This is a genomic window from Chryseobacterium sp. Leaf405 (genome assembly GCF_001425355.1).
Taxonomy (GTDB): Bacteria; Bacteroidota; Bacteroidia; order Flavobacteriales; family Weeksellaceae; genus Chryseobacterium.
Genome location: NZ_LMQN01000001.1, coordinates 36,138 through 52,419, shown reverse-complemented (window position 1 = coordinate 52,419; position 16,282 = coordinate 36,138). Strand labels below are relative to the sequence as shown.

General features: G+C 35.4%; 10 protein-coding genes. 7 read left to right on the top strand and 3 right to left on the bottom strand.

All coding sequences use genetic code 11. The annotated features are described in order from the left end of the window. Positions 1 to 66 precede the first annotated feature (66 nt). From ASG22_RS00240 to ASG22_RS00220, 5 genes are all read left to right on the top strand, one after another. Complete coding sequence (locus tag ASG22_RS00240; protein ID WP_055978789.1) at positions 67 to 2,976, top strand: SusC/RagA family TonB-linked outer membrane protein; 2,910 nt, start codon at positions 67 to 69, stop codon at positions 2,974 to 2,976. An 11-nt stretch (positions 2,977 to 2,987) separates the two neighbouring features. Beyond that, the gene (locus tag ASG22_RS00235; protein WP_055978786.1) at positions 2,988 to 4,535 is read left to right on the top strand and encodes a RagB/SusD family nutrient uptake outer membrane protein; all 1,548 of its coding nucleotides are present in this window, start codon (positions 2,988 to 2,990) and stop codon (positions 4,533 to 4,535) included. Between the two features lie 2 nt (positions 4,536 to 4,537). Continuing rightward, positions 4,538 to 5,968 carry a glycoside hydrolase family 30 protein gene (locus tag ASG22_RS00230; RefSeq protein WP_055978783.1) on the top strand — a complete coding sequence of 477 codons (1,431 nt, stop codon included), beginning with the start codon at positions 4,538 to 4,540 and terminating at the stop codon, positions 5,966 to 5,968. Between the two features lie 9 nt (positions 5,969 to 5,977). Beyond that, a complete protein-coding gene (gene bglX, locus ASG22_RS00225; protein WP_055978781.1) occupies positions 5,978 to 8,200 on the top strand; it encodes a beta-glucosidase BglX in 2,223 nt (740 codons plus the stop codon). A 172-nt stretch (positions 8,201 to 8,372) separates the two neighbouring features. Then, positions 8,373 to 9,812, top strand: coding sequence for a glycoside hydrolase family 30 protein (locus tag ASG22_RS00220; RefSeq protein ID WP_055978778.1), 1,440 nt, complete (start codon positions 8,373 to 8,375; stop codon positions 9,810 to 9,812). Between the two features lie 142 nt (positions 9,813 to 9,954). Here the strand turns inward: ASG22_RS00220 and ASG22_RS00215 are convergent, their stop codons facing one another. After that, positions 9,955 to 10,764 carry an enoyl-ACP reductase gene (locus ASG22_RS00215; protein WP_055978775.1) on the bottom strand — a complete coding sequence of 270 codons (810 nt, stop codon included), beginning with the start codon at positions 10,762 to 10,764 and terminating at the stop codon, positions 9,955 to 9,957. A gap of 119 nt (positions 10,765 to 10,883) precedes the next feature. Continuing rightward, a complete protein-coding gene (locus ASG22_RS00210; RefSeq protein WP_082504875.1) occupies positions 10,884 to 11,183 on the bottom strand; it encodes a hypothetical protein in 300 nt (99 codons plus the stop codon). Between the two features lie 564 nt (positions 11,184 to 11,747). Between ASG22_RS00210 and ASG22_RS00205 the strand changes: the two genes are divergently transcribed. Then, on the top strand, positions 11,748 to 13,124 hold the full coding sequence (locus tag ASG22_RS00205) for a hypothetical protein (RefSeq protein ID WP_055978772.1): 1,377 nt from the start codon (positions 11,748 to 11,750) through the stop codon (positions 13,122 to 13,124). 134 nt (positions 13,125 to 13,258) lie between these two features. Here ASG22_RS00205 and ASG22_RS00200 read toward each other — a convergent pair whose 3' ends face one another. Beyond that, on the bottom strand, positions 13,259 to 14,113 hold the full coding sequence (locus ASG22_RS00200) for a nucleoside phosphorylase (RefSeq protein WP_055978769.1): 855 nt from the start codon (positions 14,111 to 14,113) through the stop codon (positions 13,259 to 13,261). 207 nt (positions 14,114 to 14,320) lie between these two features. Between ASG22_RS00200 and ASG22_RS00195 the strand changes: the two genes are divergently transcribed. Beyond that, positions 14,321 to 16,201 (top strand): cytochrome-c peroxidase, encoded by a 1,881-nt coding sequence (locus ASG22_RS00195; RefSeq protein ID WP_238586824.1) that lies wholly within the window; start codon positions 14,321 to 14,323, stop codon positions 16,199 to 16,201. Positions 16,202 to 16,282: the final 81 nt, after the last annotated feature.

The window sequence follows — 16,282 nt, the reverse complement described above, 5'->3', positions numbered from 1 at the left end:
TGTTAATTATTTAAAAAAAAATATATTTTTATTGTCTCAATTTGAGAATTAAAAAACTAACTGTATATGAATGTAAGAATATCTAGAAGTTTGGGAATGGTTGCGGTGCTTTATTTTACTGCCAATTTCACTGCCCAAAACACAAAGAACCATACGCTTCCTAAAGAACAAAAAATAGAGGAAGTTGTCATGATCGGCTATGGTACTCAGAAAAAGAGTAATGTAACAGGAGCCATTTCCAGCATAAAAGCATCGGATATCGAAAATGCACCCGTTGCAGGAAGACCTGAACAAGTACTGCAAGGTAGAGCAGCCGGAGTTTCTGTAGTATCAAATTCCGGACAACCGGGAGCTGCGCCCACGGTAAGAGTTCGTGGTATCACCAGTTTTGGAGCTGGAAGTAATGATCCGCTTTGGGTAGTTGACGGTATTGTTGTTGACAATATCGGATGGCTGAACCAATCTGACATTGAAGGCATGGAAATTCTTAAAGATGGTGCTTCTGCTGCTATTTACGGAGTTTCTGCCGCAAAAGGGGTGATTCTAATCACTACTAAAAAAGGTGCTAAAGGAAGAATGAATCTTTCTTACAACGGGTTTTTTGGAGTTGGAAGTGCTGCTAAAAAACTTGATCTGCTAAATGCAAATCAATATGCTAACATTATGAACGAGGCAAATGCCAACGATGGTAAAGCTCCGATGTTTTCTAATCCAAATTCTTTTGGAGCGGGTACAGATTGGCAGAAACAGATTTTCAATACAGCACAGCGACAGTCTCATGAGTTCAGTATCAATGGAGGAAATGATAAGTCTACATTTTATACTTCATTCGGATATTATGACCAAGAGGGTATTGTACTGAGAGATATTTCAAATTATAAAAGAATTAATGCAAGATTTAATTCAACGCATAAAGTTTTTGACTTTTTAACTATAGGACAAACTTTTGCTTACACTCATGTAAAAGCACAGGGAATCAGCGATAATAATGAATTTGGAGGTCCTTTAAGTTCGGCAATCAACCTTGACCCGACAACACCTCTTGTTGTTACCGACATTGCAAGCCAGCCTTTTCCGAGTGATTATACAAACAATGCTAATATCGTAAAAGATCCCAACGGAAATCCTTACGGGATTTCTCATTATGTAAGCAAAGAAATGTCGAATCCTCTGGCCTTTCAGGAAACACAGAGAGGGAGATACAGATGGTCTGATGATATTGTGGCGAATGTTTTTGGTGATTTAAAGATTAATAAACATCTTAATTTTAAATCTACCGTAAATGGGAAACTATCGTATTGGGGAAATCAGGCATTTACACCAAAAGCTTATTTAAGTTCAGCAAATTCAAACAATACCAATAATCTTTTCAGAGAAATTCAGAGAAAATTTGAATGGAATACGGAAAATACGCTTACGTATCAGAATAAATTTGGACTCCATAATTTAAGTGTATTATTAGGTCAGGGATATTATGAGTATAATATTTCTTACGGACAGAATACAACCTATAAGAATCTTCCCACAAACAATTGGCAAGATGCCTCATTCAATTTCGATATTTCAGCTACAGACAAAACGTCTAATGCGTGGGATGGAAAAGAAACACACAAAGCTTCTTATTTTGCGAGAGTCGTTTATGATTATGACAACAGATACCTTTTCACAGGTACTATCCGTAGAGATGGCTCTTCAAAATTTGCGAGAGCAAACCATTGGGGAACATTTCCTGCAATGTCTTTAGGCTGGAATGTATCTAATGAAAGTTTCTGGCCGGAAAATAATGTGGTTACGAGTTTTAAACTGAGAGGAGGTTATGGGGTGTTAGGAAATGATGCCATTGATGATTTCCAGTTTGCCAATTTTTTTGTTGCGGGTAGCAATTATACCTTTGGAGATAATGTTGTACATGTGGGGTATGCACCAAGTACATTAGAAAATCCGGATTTGAAATGGGAAAGAACATCTCAGTTAAACATTGCAGCAGATCTTAAGATTTTAAAGAATTTTGATTTGAGTGTTGATGTATACAGAAAGAAAAGTACAGATATTTTAAGAAGAGTAGATCTTCCCGGGTATTTAGGATTAATTAACAGCCCATGGAGAAATATCGGTGACATGAATAATGACGGGATAGAAGTAAGCCTTGGATACAAAAAGAATTGGGGAGATTTTGGCATTTCAGCAAACGGTAATTTTGGATATTTGAAAAATGAAATCACAAGACTTGAAGCCAATAAAGAATATGTTAATTTTGCGAGCTTCCAAACGTTAGGAACTGTTTCCAGATTACAGGTTGGTCAGTCTTACGGCTCTTTCTATGGATATCAAAATTTAGGAGTTTTCCAAAATCAGGCAGAAATTGATGCTTACAGAAACTCAAATGGAGGATTACTTCAAGCTAATGCAAAACCGGGTGATTTCAAAAGATTGGATGCCAATGGTGATGGTAAAATTGACGATGCAGATTATGTAAATTTAGGTAATTCTGTACCAAAATATACATTTGGTCTTACTTTGAACATGAATTACAAAAACTTTGATATAATGGTATTTGCGCAGGGGCAGGCAGGTAATAAAATTTTCCAAGGTTTAAGAAGGCTAGATATTCCGGAAGCAAATTATCAAACATCAATTTTAGATCGCTGGACAGGAGAAGGAACATCAAATACAGTGGCAAGAGTTACAAAAGATGATCCTAACCAAAACTACACCAGAATGTCTGATTATTATCTTCAAAAAGGAGATTATCTACGTTTGAAGCTAGTTCAGGTAGGTTATACGCTTCCTATAGAAGCTGCAAAATCAATCGGTGCATCGAAAATCAGATTTTATGTAACAGGAGAAAATCTTGTCACTTTCACGAAATATACGGGTTACGATCCTGAAATTGCCGGAGCAGATACCTTCGGGATAGACAGAGCTTTCTATCCACAGGCAAGAACTTTCCTTTTTGGTGCTAATGTTCAATTTTAATTATAAGAAAAATGAAAAATAAAAGATTTATATATAAAAGTGTAGCCGTTTTAATGCTTGCCGGTATTGGTTTCGGAGCTGTTTCTTGCAGTAACGGTAATTTGGAAGATGTAGAAAATACAGGAACTTTTGATGAAAGTACATATTTCCAAAATGAAGAACAGTCATTTTCAGGTTTGGTGGCGACATATGATATGTTGAGAAAATATTCCGGAGGATTCGAAAATATGGTGACATTCTTTAACGGAGCTTCTGATGATTTTTATTCCGGGGGAGGAAATTCTTCTGACGGAGCCGGTATTCAGGGATTTTCAAATTATACATTGAACCCGATTATTATGCCGGCAAGTTACTGGAGAGATTATTATCAGGGAATTGCAAAAGCTAATATTTTACTTGAAAAAATTCCTGCTGCACAGATGAACGATCAGACAAGAAATAGATTTATCGCTGAAGCGAAAGTTCTGAGATCACTGTATTATTTTGAATTATTGAGAATGTTCAAAAATATTCCTTTGATTTTAAAACCATTTAAATATAATGATGATTATTACAATGTTGCTCAGGCAAAACCAGAAGACGTTTATGCTCAGATAGAGGCAGATATTCTTGCTGCTGTCAATGATCTTCCTGCTACCATATCTTCCGCAAATGAAAAAGGAAGAATTACTCAAGGGTCAGCTCGTGCTATTTTAGGTAAAATTTATTTGTATGATAAAAAGTACAGTTTAGCAGCTGCTCAGTTTGAAATGGTGAATGGTACACCAGGAGCGACAAGTCAATATGGTTATAAGTTGGTGACGAATTTTGCTGATCTCTGGAAAGTTGAAAATAAATTTACGACAGAATCTATTTTAGAAGTAATGCATACCAATCTGAGTAATGCCGATTGGGCATTTTGGGGTACAGGAAAAGATGAAGGAAACTCAATTAATCAAATGGTGGGTATAATTTCGTATGGTCTTGTAAACCAACAGCCTCCTCTTCCTCCTAATGACGCTCCAAGTATACACAAGGGTTGGGGATTTAATCCGGTAACAGATGATTTGTTTAGTTTTATGCAGGGAGATCCTCGTTTGGATGCCACAGTTTTTAATGCAAAAGCATTAGTGCAACAAAATAAAATTACCTATTCTGCAGGATTTAGAGATACAGGATATTTCTTAAACAAATATTTACCAAGAACTTCAGATGAATCTACTCAACCTGGAGCTACAGAATTAAATTTCCGTCAAAATTATATTGCTATCAGATTGGCTGATACTTATTTAATGGAAGCAGAAGCATTGGGTGGAGCAGGTGCAAGAGCACAAGCTTTGTTAAATGCAGTTAGAGCAAGAGTTGGTTTGCCATCAGTTACAGTTTCTATGCAGGCAATTAAAGATGAAAGGAGAAGAGAACTTGCAGGAGAAGGTCACAGATGGTTCGACCTGGTAAGATGGGGAGATGCTCCTACAAAGCTAGGATCTAGAGGTTTTACGGCAGGGAAAAATGAAATTCTTCCAATTCCGTTTAACGAACTGACAAACACAGTTTTAAAGCAAAATCCTAATTATTAAACATGAAACTTCACAGTTTATATAGTTTCTTTTTAAAGAGTACTGCACTGCTATTTGGCGGTGTGGTACTTTTACCTTTAACGTCATGTAAATCGACAATCAGTACAGATACTCAGATTCAGTCATGGCTTACAAAAGGAGATGAAAGCGTAAAATTACAGCAGCAGTTGCCCTTAGTTTTTGTAAAAAATTCTAATAACTTTCAGAATATTGACATTGATGATTCTCAGAAATTTCAATATATTGATGGTTTTGGATATACATTAACAGGAGGAAGTGTTGAAGTGATCAACCGTCTTTCACCATCCAAAAGAAAAGCTTTACTGAACGAACTTTTCGGAAATGATGAAAATTCTATTTCTATCAGTTATTTAAGATTAAGTATTGGCGCATCCGATTTAGACGGCGAAGTTTTTTCTTATGACGATTTACCGGAAGGAGAAACAGATCCGACATTATCAAAATTCAGCTTAGCAAAAGATAAAGATCTGATTTCGATGCTGAAAGAAATTTTAACAATCAATCCAAACATAAAAATCATTGCAGCCCCTTGGTCACCACCGGTTTGGATGAAAGATAACGGAAAATCTAAAGGTGGAAGTTTGAAACCCGAATTTTACAATACATATGCATCCTATTTCGTAAAATATATTCAGGGAATGCAAAGAGAAGGAATTACAATTGATGCCATTACTCCTCAAAATGAGCCGCTGCATCCCGGAAACAATCCGAGTCTTTTAATGCCTTCAGACCAACAGAGAGATTTTATCAAACAAAGTTTAGGACCAATTTTCGATAAAAACAATATTAAAACTAAAATCGTTGTTTATGATCACAACTGTAACAAACCGGAGTACGCTACTGATATTCTGAAAGATCCTGCTGCCAATCAATATATCGACGGTTCGGCGTTTCATTTATATGAAGGTGATATTTCGGCTTTGTCCACTGTTCATGATGCTTTTCCAGATAAAAATTTGTATTTTACAGAGCAATGGACGGGTGCGAAAGGGACTTTTAACGAAGATCTGAACTGGCATACAAAAAATGTAATCATAGGATCTATGAGAAATTGGAGCAAAATTGCTTTGGAATGGAATGTAGCGAATGATCCACAATATAAACCTCACACAGAAGGAGGTTGTACAGAATGTAAGGGAGCAATTACGGTTTCCGACAGTGAATATTTCACCAGAAATGTTTCCTATTATATTATTGCACACGCTTCGAAGTTTGTTCCTGCAAATTCTCAGAGAATTGCTTCCTCTCAAACAGAAAATCTTTCGACAGTAGCATTTAAAACGCCTGCCGGAAAAACAGTTCTGATTGTTCAGAACAACAGCAAAACAAATGAAAATTTCAACATTAAATATAATCAAAAGACAACTCCTGTGACGATCACCGGAAGCTCGGTTGCGACGTATATTTTTTAAAATAAAGACATGAAAAGAGCTTATTTCTTATTGGCAGTTACTGCATTCGGAATGAATGCATTCGGACAAAAGACGATTGATCAGAAAGTTTCTGAGCTGTTGTCGAAAATGACTTTGGAAGAAAAAGTAGGGCAGTTGGTGCAATACAGCGGTTTCGAATATGCGACAGGACCTCAGAATTCCAATTCTGCGAATGTGTTAAATGAAATAAAACAGGGGAAAGTAGGCTCTATGCTGAATGTTGCCAGTGCAGAAGAAACCAAAAAATTTCAGGAATTAGCTTTACAATCAAGATTGAAAATTCCTTTGTTGTTCGGACAGGATGTAATTCACGGGTACAGAACAACATTTCCTGTAAATTTAGGTCAGGCAGCGAGTTGGGATTTAGGATTAATTGAAAAATCTGAAAGAATTGCAGCAACAGAAGCATCTGCTTACGGTATTCACTGGACGTTTGCGCCGATGGTTGATATCGCGAGAGATCCGAGATGGGGTAGAGTAATGGAAGGTTCCGGTGAAGATACATATTTGGGAACACAGATTGGTTTGGCAAGAATCAAAGGTTTTCAGGGAAAAGGTCTTGGTAATCTTGATGCTATTATGGCCTGTGCAAAACATTTTGCAGCATACGGAGCGGCAGTTGGTGGCAGAGATTATAATTCGGTTGATATGAGTTTAAGACAATTAAATGAAACCTATTTACCGCCTTTCAAAGCAGCTGCTGAAGCAGGTGTTGCGACTTTTATGAATTCTTTTAACGATATTAATGGAATTCCGGCGACGGCAAACAAATATATTCTTAGAGATTTATTAAAAGGAAAATGGAATTATCAGGGTTTTGTGGTTTCCGACTGGGGAAGTATCGGCGAAATGGTTTCTCATGGTTATGCGAAAGACAATAAAGAAGCTGCGGAAAAAGCAATCAATGCAGGAAGCGATATGGATATGGAAAGCCGTGCTTATATGGCAGAACTTCCCATTTTAGTTAAAGAAGGAAAAGTTGATCCTAAGTTTATTGACGATGCTGCAAAAAGAATCTTGCTTAAAAAATTCGAGATGGGATTATTTGATGATCCTTACCGTTTTAGCAACGAAAAAAGACAGAAAGAACAATTAAATAATCAGGAAAACAGAAAGTTCGGAAGAGAATTTGGTTCGAAAAGTATTGTTTTATTAAAAAATCAAAAGAATATTCTTCCGCTTTCAAAAACTACAAAAACGATTGCATTAATCGGACCTTTCGGAAAAGAAACGGTTGCTAATCACGGGTTTTGGTCGGTACCTTTTAAAGATGACAGTCAGAGAATTATCACTCAGTTTGACGGAATTAAAAATCAACTGGATAAAAATTCAACGTTACTATATGCAAAAGGCGCCAACGTTGAAGATCAGGATAAATCGATGTTTGCGGAAGCCGTAGAAACGGCTAAAAAAGCAGATGTTGTCATCATGACTTTAGGTGAGGGTCATGCTATGAGCGGCGAGGCGAAAAGCAGAAGCAATCTCCACTTTTCAGGTGTTCAGGAAGATTTACTGAAAGAAATTGCAAAAACGGGTAAACCGATTGTTTTGATGATTAACGCCGGAAGACCTTTGGTTTTTGACTGGGCTGCAGATAACATTCCGACGATTCTTTACACCTGGTGGCTGGGGACGGAAGCTGGAAATTCTATTGCGGATGTTCTTTTCGGAACCGTAAATCCAGGCGGGAAATTACCAATGACTTTCCCAAGAACGGAGGGGCAAATTCCTGTTTATTACAATCATTACAACACAGGAAGACCGGCGAAAAACAATACAGACAGAAATTACGTTTCGGCTTATATTGATTTGGATAATGATCCGAAATTTCCTTTTGGTTATGGTTTAAGTTATACCCAATTTAAATATTCTGATATGAATTTGAGTTCTACAAATCTTCAAGGAAATCAGACTTTGAATATCACTGTAAATGTTTCCAATACCGGAAACTATGATGGGGAAGAAGTGGTGCAGCTATACATTCGAGATTTGGTTGGAAAGGTCGTAAGACCTGTGAAAGAATTAAAAAGTTTCCAAAAAATATACATTAAAAAAGGAGAAAGTAAAACGGTGAATTTTACACTGACTCTGGAGAATTTGAAATTTTATGATGATGAATTAAAGTATGACTGGGAAGCCGGAGAGTTTGATATTATGATCGGAACCGATTCTCAGCATGTTCAGACAAAAAGAATTTATTGGTCAAAATAAATATTAGTTTTCTTACTAAGAGCGGGATGAACCCCGCTTTTGGCAGTAAAAGACTTAAAGTCCAATTAATGTTATTCAATTCAATAATGAAAAGTTTAAAGTTTAAAAACTTTCTACACTGAATGACAAATAATGAAGCAGGAGATTTTCTCCTCTAAAACAGAAAGAAATTATGAAGAAATTAGTGGTAAGTTGTTTTGTGATCGGAATGGCTTTTAATGCAAATGCACAAAATTACTGGAAAAAAAATGCAGGAAAAACCGCAAAAGTTTTTCTTACCAATGCCAAAACCAACGAAAAAATGGTTGATAAAGGAACGGTTAAATTCGAAAAATTTGGTCAGCCAAAAGAAACGGATGCATGCATTTTCGTAGATCCGGATTTTAAATATCAGAAATTAATCGGAATCGGAGGGGCAATTACAGATGCATCTGCAGAAACTTTTTATAAAATGCCGAAAGCCAAGCAAAAAGAAATTCTTGAGGCTTATTACGGGAAAAACGGTTTGGGATATACGGTTGTTCGTACCAATATGAACTCGTGTGATTTCTCAAGCGATTCTTATACCTATGTTCAGGAAAATGATAATTCGCTGAAATCGTTCAATGTTTCTCATGATGAGAAGTATAAAATTCCGATGATTAAAGAAGCTCAGAAATCAATCGGAAAAGATTTCACCTTTTATTTCTCACCGTGGAGTCCACCGGCTTGGATGAAATCAAATAAAAGTATGCTGAAAGGTGGCAGGCTGGAAAATGCTTTTTATCAAACCTGGGCAGATTATTATGTAAAGTTCATTAAAGAGTACGAAAAAAGAGGAATTAATGTTTGGGGATTGACCGTGCAGAACGAGCCAATGGCGACGCAAACCTGGGAATCCTGTATCTATTCGGCAGAAGAGGAAGGTGATTTCCTGAAAAATAATTTAGGACCAACCCTTTGGAAAAATGGTTTTAAAGACAAAAAAGTGATGATCTGGGACCATAACCGCGACTTGATTTACCAAAGAGCCACCACAACTTTAAGCGATCCCGAAACTTCAAAATATGCTCACGGAATTGGCTATCACTGGTATGAAACATGGAATAACAAAACGCAGCTTTTCGATAATTTAATCGAAACCCAAAGAGCTTTTCCGGATAAGTTTCTGGCTTTTACGGAAGGTTGCAAAGAGCAGTTTGATATGTCTAAAATCTACGATGTAAGTTTGGGTGAATTATACGGGAAAAATATGATCAACGATTTCAACAAAGGAACGGCTTTGTGGACAGACTGGAATGTTCTTCTGGATGAAACAGGCGGACCAAACCACGTCGGAAACTTCTGTTTTGCACCGATTATTGCTGATACAAAAACAGGTAAAGTTCATTATACTTATGAATATTATTACGTGGGGCACGTTTCAAAATTCATTAAACCAAATGCTCAGCGAATCGGCAGTTCATCGAACAGATTTGCCTTAACATCTACAACTTTTATGAATGAAAACGGACAATTAGTAACCGTTATCATGAACGACACCGACACGGATATTGATACCAATCTGTGGATCGAAGGAATGTCTGCAAAATTATCTGCTCCCGCTCATTCTATTCAAACTGTCATTTTATAAAACTTCATATTAACATTATTTTTTACAACTCGGCGGCATCGAAAATGCCGCCGAGTTTATTTTATATAAATCATATCAGTTAAAACAAAAAATCCGAAACAGAAATGTTTCGGATTTAATTTATATCTATTGAAAATTTTAATTATTCAACATCATATTTACGGATTACTTTTTGAGTAACACCAGAACTGCTGAATCCACCGTCATGGAAAAGATTCTGCATCGTTACTTTTTTCGTAAGATCAGAGAATAGCGTTACACAATAATCTGCACACTCAAGAGCTGTAGCATTTCCCAGCGGAGACATATCTTCGGCATATCCTAAGAAACCTCCGAAACCTTTTACACCGCTTCCTGCAGTAGTTGGGGTAGGAGATTGAGAAACCGTATTTACACGCACTTTTCTTTCTCCCCAATAGTTTCCGAAAGTTCTTGCAATACTTTCAAGGTATGCTTTGTTATCAGACATATCATTATAATCTGGGAACGTTCTTTGAGCTGCGATATAAGAAAGTGCTAAAATGCTTCCCCATTCATTCATACAGTCTTTTTGGTAAGCAACGCGCATTACCTTATGAAAAGAAACAGCAGAAATATCCCAGCCTTTTTCCAACCAGTCGTAGTTCATCTCTGTATAATGTTTTCCTTTTCTTACATTGATAGACATTCCGATAGAGTGAAGGATAAAGTCGATTTTACCAAATTTGGCAACTGCAGCATCAAAAAGTTTTTCAAGATCTTCAAGTGAAGTAGCATCTGCACCAATCACTTCAGAACCTGTTTTTTCTGCTAAACCGTTAAGTTCCCCCATTCTCAAAGCAATAGGAGCATTAGATAAGATAAATTCAGCACCTTCTTCATGACATCTTTCTGCAACTTTCCATGCTATAGATTGTTCATTAAGGGCTCCAAAAATAATTCCCTTCTTGCCTTTAAGTAAACCGTATGACATATTTTTTAATGTTTATTAATAATACAAATGTAGCAATATTTGAGTTTATAACACAATAAAAAACGGAGCCTTCTATAAAAAGGCTCCGTTTTCCTGAAAATATTTATATGACTGAAATTTTAATTGGTTTTCTTATTCCATTCTGCTTTTGCATCTTCTGCTGCATCTTTGGTTTTTTCCCAAGCATCATTTGCTTTATCTTTAATATCGTCCCAAGCATCAGATGCATTGTTTTTCACTCTGTCAAACCAGTCTTCCTGTTGCGCCTCTTCATCATTGTTTCTTTTCTCATTAATATATTCTTTAGCTTTATCAGCTAATTCTTCAACTTTCCATTTCGTATTATCTGCTGCATTTTTCAAAGAATTTTCAGTGTTGTTTACTGCATTTTCCGCTTTGTTGTATTCTGAATTGTTCATAATGTTTAAGTATTTGTTATTTGATGTTTTGAAATAAACAAGAAGTATTCCTAAAATAAAATCATATTGTTAAAGTTTTCATAATATTTAAAATAATCAAAAAACATTGTCTACTAATAACATTTTAATTGCGTGTAAAGGCTCTAGAATTCGGATTAATTGATACTTCAAATTATTTTTATTTGAGTTATTATTTCAAACGTACTGTAAATAAGTAAGATTTGTGCTTTTACGGCGAAATTTTAGTATGAGATGAATCAAAAAGCCATTCATCAATTGGTGAGAAATTGGTTTTTATTCAAATTAAAGTGATTTTATTTAAGGATAATTGAAATTTAATGTTTTTAAGAATATCTGATTTATATCTGGAAAATAGCCTTTTAACGTATTTTAAGCATATTTTTAATATAGAATTAATTCTATGTTAACACTCATTAAATGGTGATTAATTATTCATTTATTCACACATTAGTGTCATTTTATGTAATTTGTAAAAAAAGTATAGTTTTATTGAAAATTTCATATCTTTGCATCAGTAAGTAATAATTATTGCTAAAAATTGGGATGTATAAAAAAACTAAACTAACAGCCGGAATTCTATTCTTATTATCAATTTCTATTAATCTTTCAAAAGCTCAAGTGGGGATAGGTATTCCAAGCCCGGATACTTCAGCAATGTTGGAGATTAATTCAGTAAACAAAGGAGTCCTGTTTCCAAGGATTGCCTTGAAATCTTTAACGGACAGCGAAACAATAGCTTCTCCGGCAAACGGACTTATTATTTGGAATAATGGGCTCGGCGCATTAACAGAATCAGGATTGTACTATTGGAACAATCAAAAATGGAATATGCTTTCTACAACAGGTGGAAACGGAACAAATGGCTCGGGCGGAAGCATTGCTAATACTTGGAATAATTCGGGAACAAATAGTGGAAATTTCCATGGCTCGGATACCAACCTTTCTTTGGGTACCAATACTTCTGATGATTTGGTGTTTAAAGTGAATTCATCTAAAGCAGGAAGATTGGGAGTTGATAACTCTGTGAGTCTAGGTTCTGCGGCTAATGCAGGACAAAACGGTATTGCAATTGGTATTTCCAGCTCTGCTTATCAAGGGGTTTCTGTAGGAAATGAAGCCTCAGTATCGGCAAATGACGGGTTGGCTTTAGGTAATAAATCTACTGCGGCTGCCTTTAAATCAAACGCAATCGGATATAATGCTAAAACTAACAAGAATGAATCTACTGCTATAGGTAACAATTCTCTTGCGGACGGGTTTCAATCCACAGCAATTGGTTACAATGCAAAAACAACGGCTAATGAATCTTCAGCATTAGGAAATAACTCGGTGGCGGCAGGTTTTCAGTCTGTAGCTTTAGGATATGCTGCAAAAACAAACTCGAACAGCGAAACAGCAATAGGATATAATTCTTCAACCAACGGTCAGAATTCAACGGCAATAGGATCGGGTGCAGCGGCAACAGGTCAAAATTCAACGGCAATCGGTTATAATGCAGCAACTTCTCAGTATAATGCAATTGTTTTGGGCGACAATAATGCAAATGTAGGTATTGGAACAAACACGCCTAATACTACTGCAAAATTAGATGTAAGCGGACAATATAAATTAGGAAACAAAGGAACCGTAAATAAAAACCAGATCAGTTTTGAAGTTTGGCCAAGTGTTTCTGTGTATAATTTGGGTTCAGGAAAATCTACAACAATGAGTATTGCAATTCCTCAGGGATTAATTCCGAATTCTACAAAAGCAACAATTGTAGTAACTCCGGCAGGAGATTTTGCTGGAAACTCTACATTTTCGATTTCAAATCCGAGAATGACTTCAACTTCAAATATTGATATTAATCTTACGAATATCGCAGGGAATGCAGAGAGTCTTTATTCATCGCATTTCTTTGTAACAATTAATGAATTTTAGAGAATTGCATAAAACAATATATTACTTCAAATAGATGAAAGTCTACTGAGAAGTTTAATTTCATGGTATGGTTATAAAAAAGGATTTCAAAATTTGAAATCCTTTTTGTTTTGTATATATTTTAGAATGAATTTCTATTTAACAATTCTATCTAAAACCCAAGTAATTAAATTCTTTTCGGAAGCATGATGATCCGTAGAAAATTCCCCGCGTCTTCTGTTAGCGATCACGTTATTTACGGTAATCGCTTTGTGACCCAATAATTTTGATAAAGCATAAATTGCAGACGTTTCCATTTCAAAATTTGTCACACCAAGATCATTCAAAGTTTCCAGGAATTGGTCGTCTAACGCTTTCAATCGAAGCTGTCTCCCTTGTGGAGCGTAGAAACCAGGGAAAGTCGCTGTATTTCCGTGATATTTTGCATCTTTATACAATTCTCCCAATTCTTCAGACCAATCTGCAAAATACAGCATCGGTTTAATTTTCGCATAAGGGAATTTCTCTAAAAAGTTTTTCGAAAACTCATTTTCAAACTCATAATCCTGATAAAAATGCATCAATCCGTCCAATCCTACAACATTTTGAGTCACCAACATATTATCAACCTGAACATCGGGATTCACACTTCCGCAAGTTCCCATTCTGAATAGCTGCAATGCAGAATGTTCCGTTTTAAATTCTTTATTTTGAAGATCGATATTCACCAAAGCATCCAGCTCGTTCATCACAATGTCGATGTTTTCCGTACCAATTCCGGTAGACATCACCGTGATTCTTTCGCCTCTTAACGTTCCTGTATGCGTATAAAATTCTCTTTTATTTTTCTTGATTTCTACAGTGTCGAAATACTTGGAAACCTTTGCCACACGGTCAGGATCGCCCACAAGAATTATTTTTTCTGCAATGTCTTCCGGTAAAAGATTAAGGTGGTAAACACTTCCGTCGTCGTTCAGCACAAGCTCTGAAGCAGCAAGTTTATTCAGCATAAATATATTTTTAGTTTAATTATTGAAAATTGTGATTGTCTTCAATCAACATTAAAAATCCTCCCCCAAATATCCTTCATCATTATTTTTAAAAGAAAGTCAGTATAGAAATTGACTGTTTTAGTAATGAATTTGATTTCGGGGTTTAAAATTAATAAAAAATACTTTAAATAGAATGTAAACATAATTTAATTCAAAGTTAAAGTTGTGGTAACGTCAGATGGGCTTTCTATCAATAGTTTTGCGAAAAAATTCATGAGATCTTATTCGTTACTTATTGTGATTCTTTTGATCGGTTTTGCAATAATGTCATTCAACCCGACATACAAAGGTGTTGAAACCGAAAATTCTGTTGTTAATAAAGGATTAACTGATTTTAAAACAAAACTCGAACAGTTAAAATCCGATGTCTACCAATTTTCCGAGGATAAAATTTCTCTTCAAAACCTTCAAAAATCATTAAAAGAGACAAGAAATTCATTCAAAGAAATCGAGTTTTATGTTGCTTATCATTATCCGGAATTTACGAAAACTCACCTTAATGCAGCACCGTTATTTCATATCGAAGCGGCAGGTACAACCGCTTACACACTTCCTCCCGAAGGATTGCAGGTATTGGATGAACTTATTTTTTCTGATGAAGCAGCGGAACAAAAAGAAGAAATAAAAAAAATCACTGATTTTTTATACAACAGTTATGCAAATTTTTATTTAAGTTCAGTTAAAAACGGTTTGAGCAAGGGAAATAACAAAACGTTGCCATTAAGAATTGAATTGATCAGAATATACAGCTTAGGCGTTACAGGTTTTGATACTCCCGGCTCTTTAAATGTTTCTGCCGAAACCAATCACGCTTTTTTAGGAATGAAAAAGTACATAAATGATGATCCTTATTTTAAAAATTACAATGTTCAGAAAGCCAATACAATTTTAACGGAAGGAATCGATTATTTGTCAAGAAATACCGATTTTGAAACATTCGACAGAATAGAATTCTACAAAAAGTACATTCAGCCTTTATATGAAGAATTGGGAAAATGGGCCGGGAGAAGTGATGATCTGAAAGAATTTTCAGGCTGGAATGTCAATAATAAAAACCTTTTCAGCAGCGATTTTTTAGATCCATATTTTTATACATTGTTGAAAAAAGAGGAAGATAATGTTGATCTGAGAAATTTAGGAAAAGAAATTTTCTACGACCAGAATGTAAGTGACAACGGAAAAATGAGCTGTGCAACGTGCCATTTACCTGAAAATGCATTTACAGATTTAAAAATGAAATCTCCAAGCAATGTAGAGGGGAAAACGGTTTTGAGAAATTCTCCGTCATTATATAATGCAGTTTTTGCGAAAAGATTTTTCTATGACTTAAGAGCTTTTTATCTTGAACAGCAAGCCGAACACGTCATTTACAACAAAGATGAGTTTAATACAAGTTACGAAAGCATCATCAAAAAATTAAAAACAAAACCTGAGTATAAAAAAGCCTTCAAAGCAGCGTTTAAAAACGGAAATATCAACAAAGAAAATTTTTCCAAAGTATTAAGTTCGTACGTTGCGTCTTTATATTCTTATGAAAGTGATTTTGATAAATTCATGAGAAATGAAAAAGAAATTTCATCCGATGCAAAGAAAGGGTTTAATTTATTCATGGGAAAAGCCAATTGTGCGACGTGCCATTTTGCTCCTAACTTTTCCGGATTGGTGCCACCTTTCTTTAACGAAAATGAATCCGAAGTTTTAGGAATTACGACAAAACCAATCAACCAAAAACCTTTGGAATTAGATTCAGATAAAGGAAGGCTCAACAGTCCGGTGAAAAAAGAAAATTCGTGGATATACGAAAATTCTTTTAAAACGGTGACGGTAAGAAATAGTGCTTTAACGAAACCTTATTTCCACAACGGAGCTTTCAACACATTAGAAGAAGTGATGGATTTTTATAACGAAGGCGGGGGAGAAGGTCTCGGATTAAAAGTGAAAAATCAGACATTGGCTCCGGATAAACTGAATTTATCTCAAACTGAAATTAAGCAGATTATTGCTTTTTTACATACTTTAACAGATATCAGTAAGACTAAAAAATAAATTAATTGTGAGGAGTGGTTTAAACGATGTAAAAATATAAAATTGCATTTTCTTATCCGCTCACTCACTTTTTAATATTTT

What these genes read in the sequence shown, in the direction of transcription:
- ASG22_RS00240 (WP_055978789.1), top strand. Translation starts at nt 67, where the DNA reads ATGAATGTAAGAATATCTAGAAGTTTGGGAATGGTTGCGGTGCTTTAT.
- ASG22_RS00235 (WP_055978786.1), top strand. Translation starts at nt 2,988, where the DNA reads ATGAAAAATAAAAGATTTATATATAAAAGTGTAGCCGTTTTAATGCTT.
- ASG22_RS00230 (WP_055978783.1), top strand. Translation starts at nt 4,538, where the DNA reads ATGAAACTTCACAGTTTATATAGTTTCTTTTTAAAGAGTACTGCACTG.
- bglX (WP_055978781.1), top strand. Translation starts at nt 5,978, where the DNA reads ATGAAAAGAGCTTATTTCTTATTGGCAGTTACTGCATTCGGAATGAAT.
- ASG22_RS00220 (WP_055978778.1), top strand. Translation starts at nt 8,373, where the DNA reads ATGAAGAAATTAGTGGTAAGTTGTTTTGTGATCGGAATGGCTTTTAAT.
- ASG22_RS00215 (WP_055978775.1), bottom strand. Translation starts at nt 10,764, where the DNA reads ATGTCATACGGTTTACTTAAAGGCAAGAAGGGAATTATTTTTGGAGCC.
- ASG22_RS00210 (WP_082504875.1), bottom strand. Translation starts at nt 11,183, where the DNA reads ATGAACAATTCAGAATACAACAAAGCGGAAAATGCAGTAAACAACACT.
- ASG22_RS00205 (WP_055978772.1), top strand. Translation starts at nt 11,748, where the DNA reads ATGTATAAAAAAACTAAACTAACAGCCGGAATTCTATTCTTATTATCA.
- ASG22_RS00200 (WP_055978769.1), bottom strand. Translation starts at nt 14,113, where the DNA reads ATGCTGAATAAACTTGCTGCTTCAGAGCTTGTGCTGAACGACGACGGA.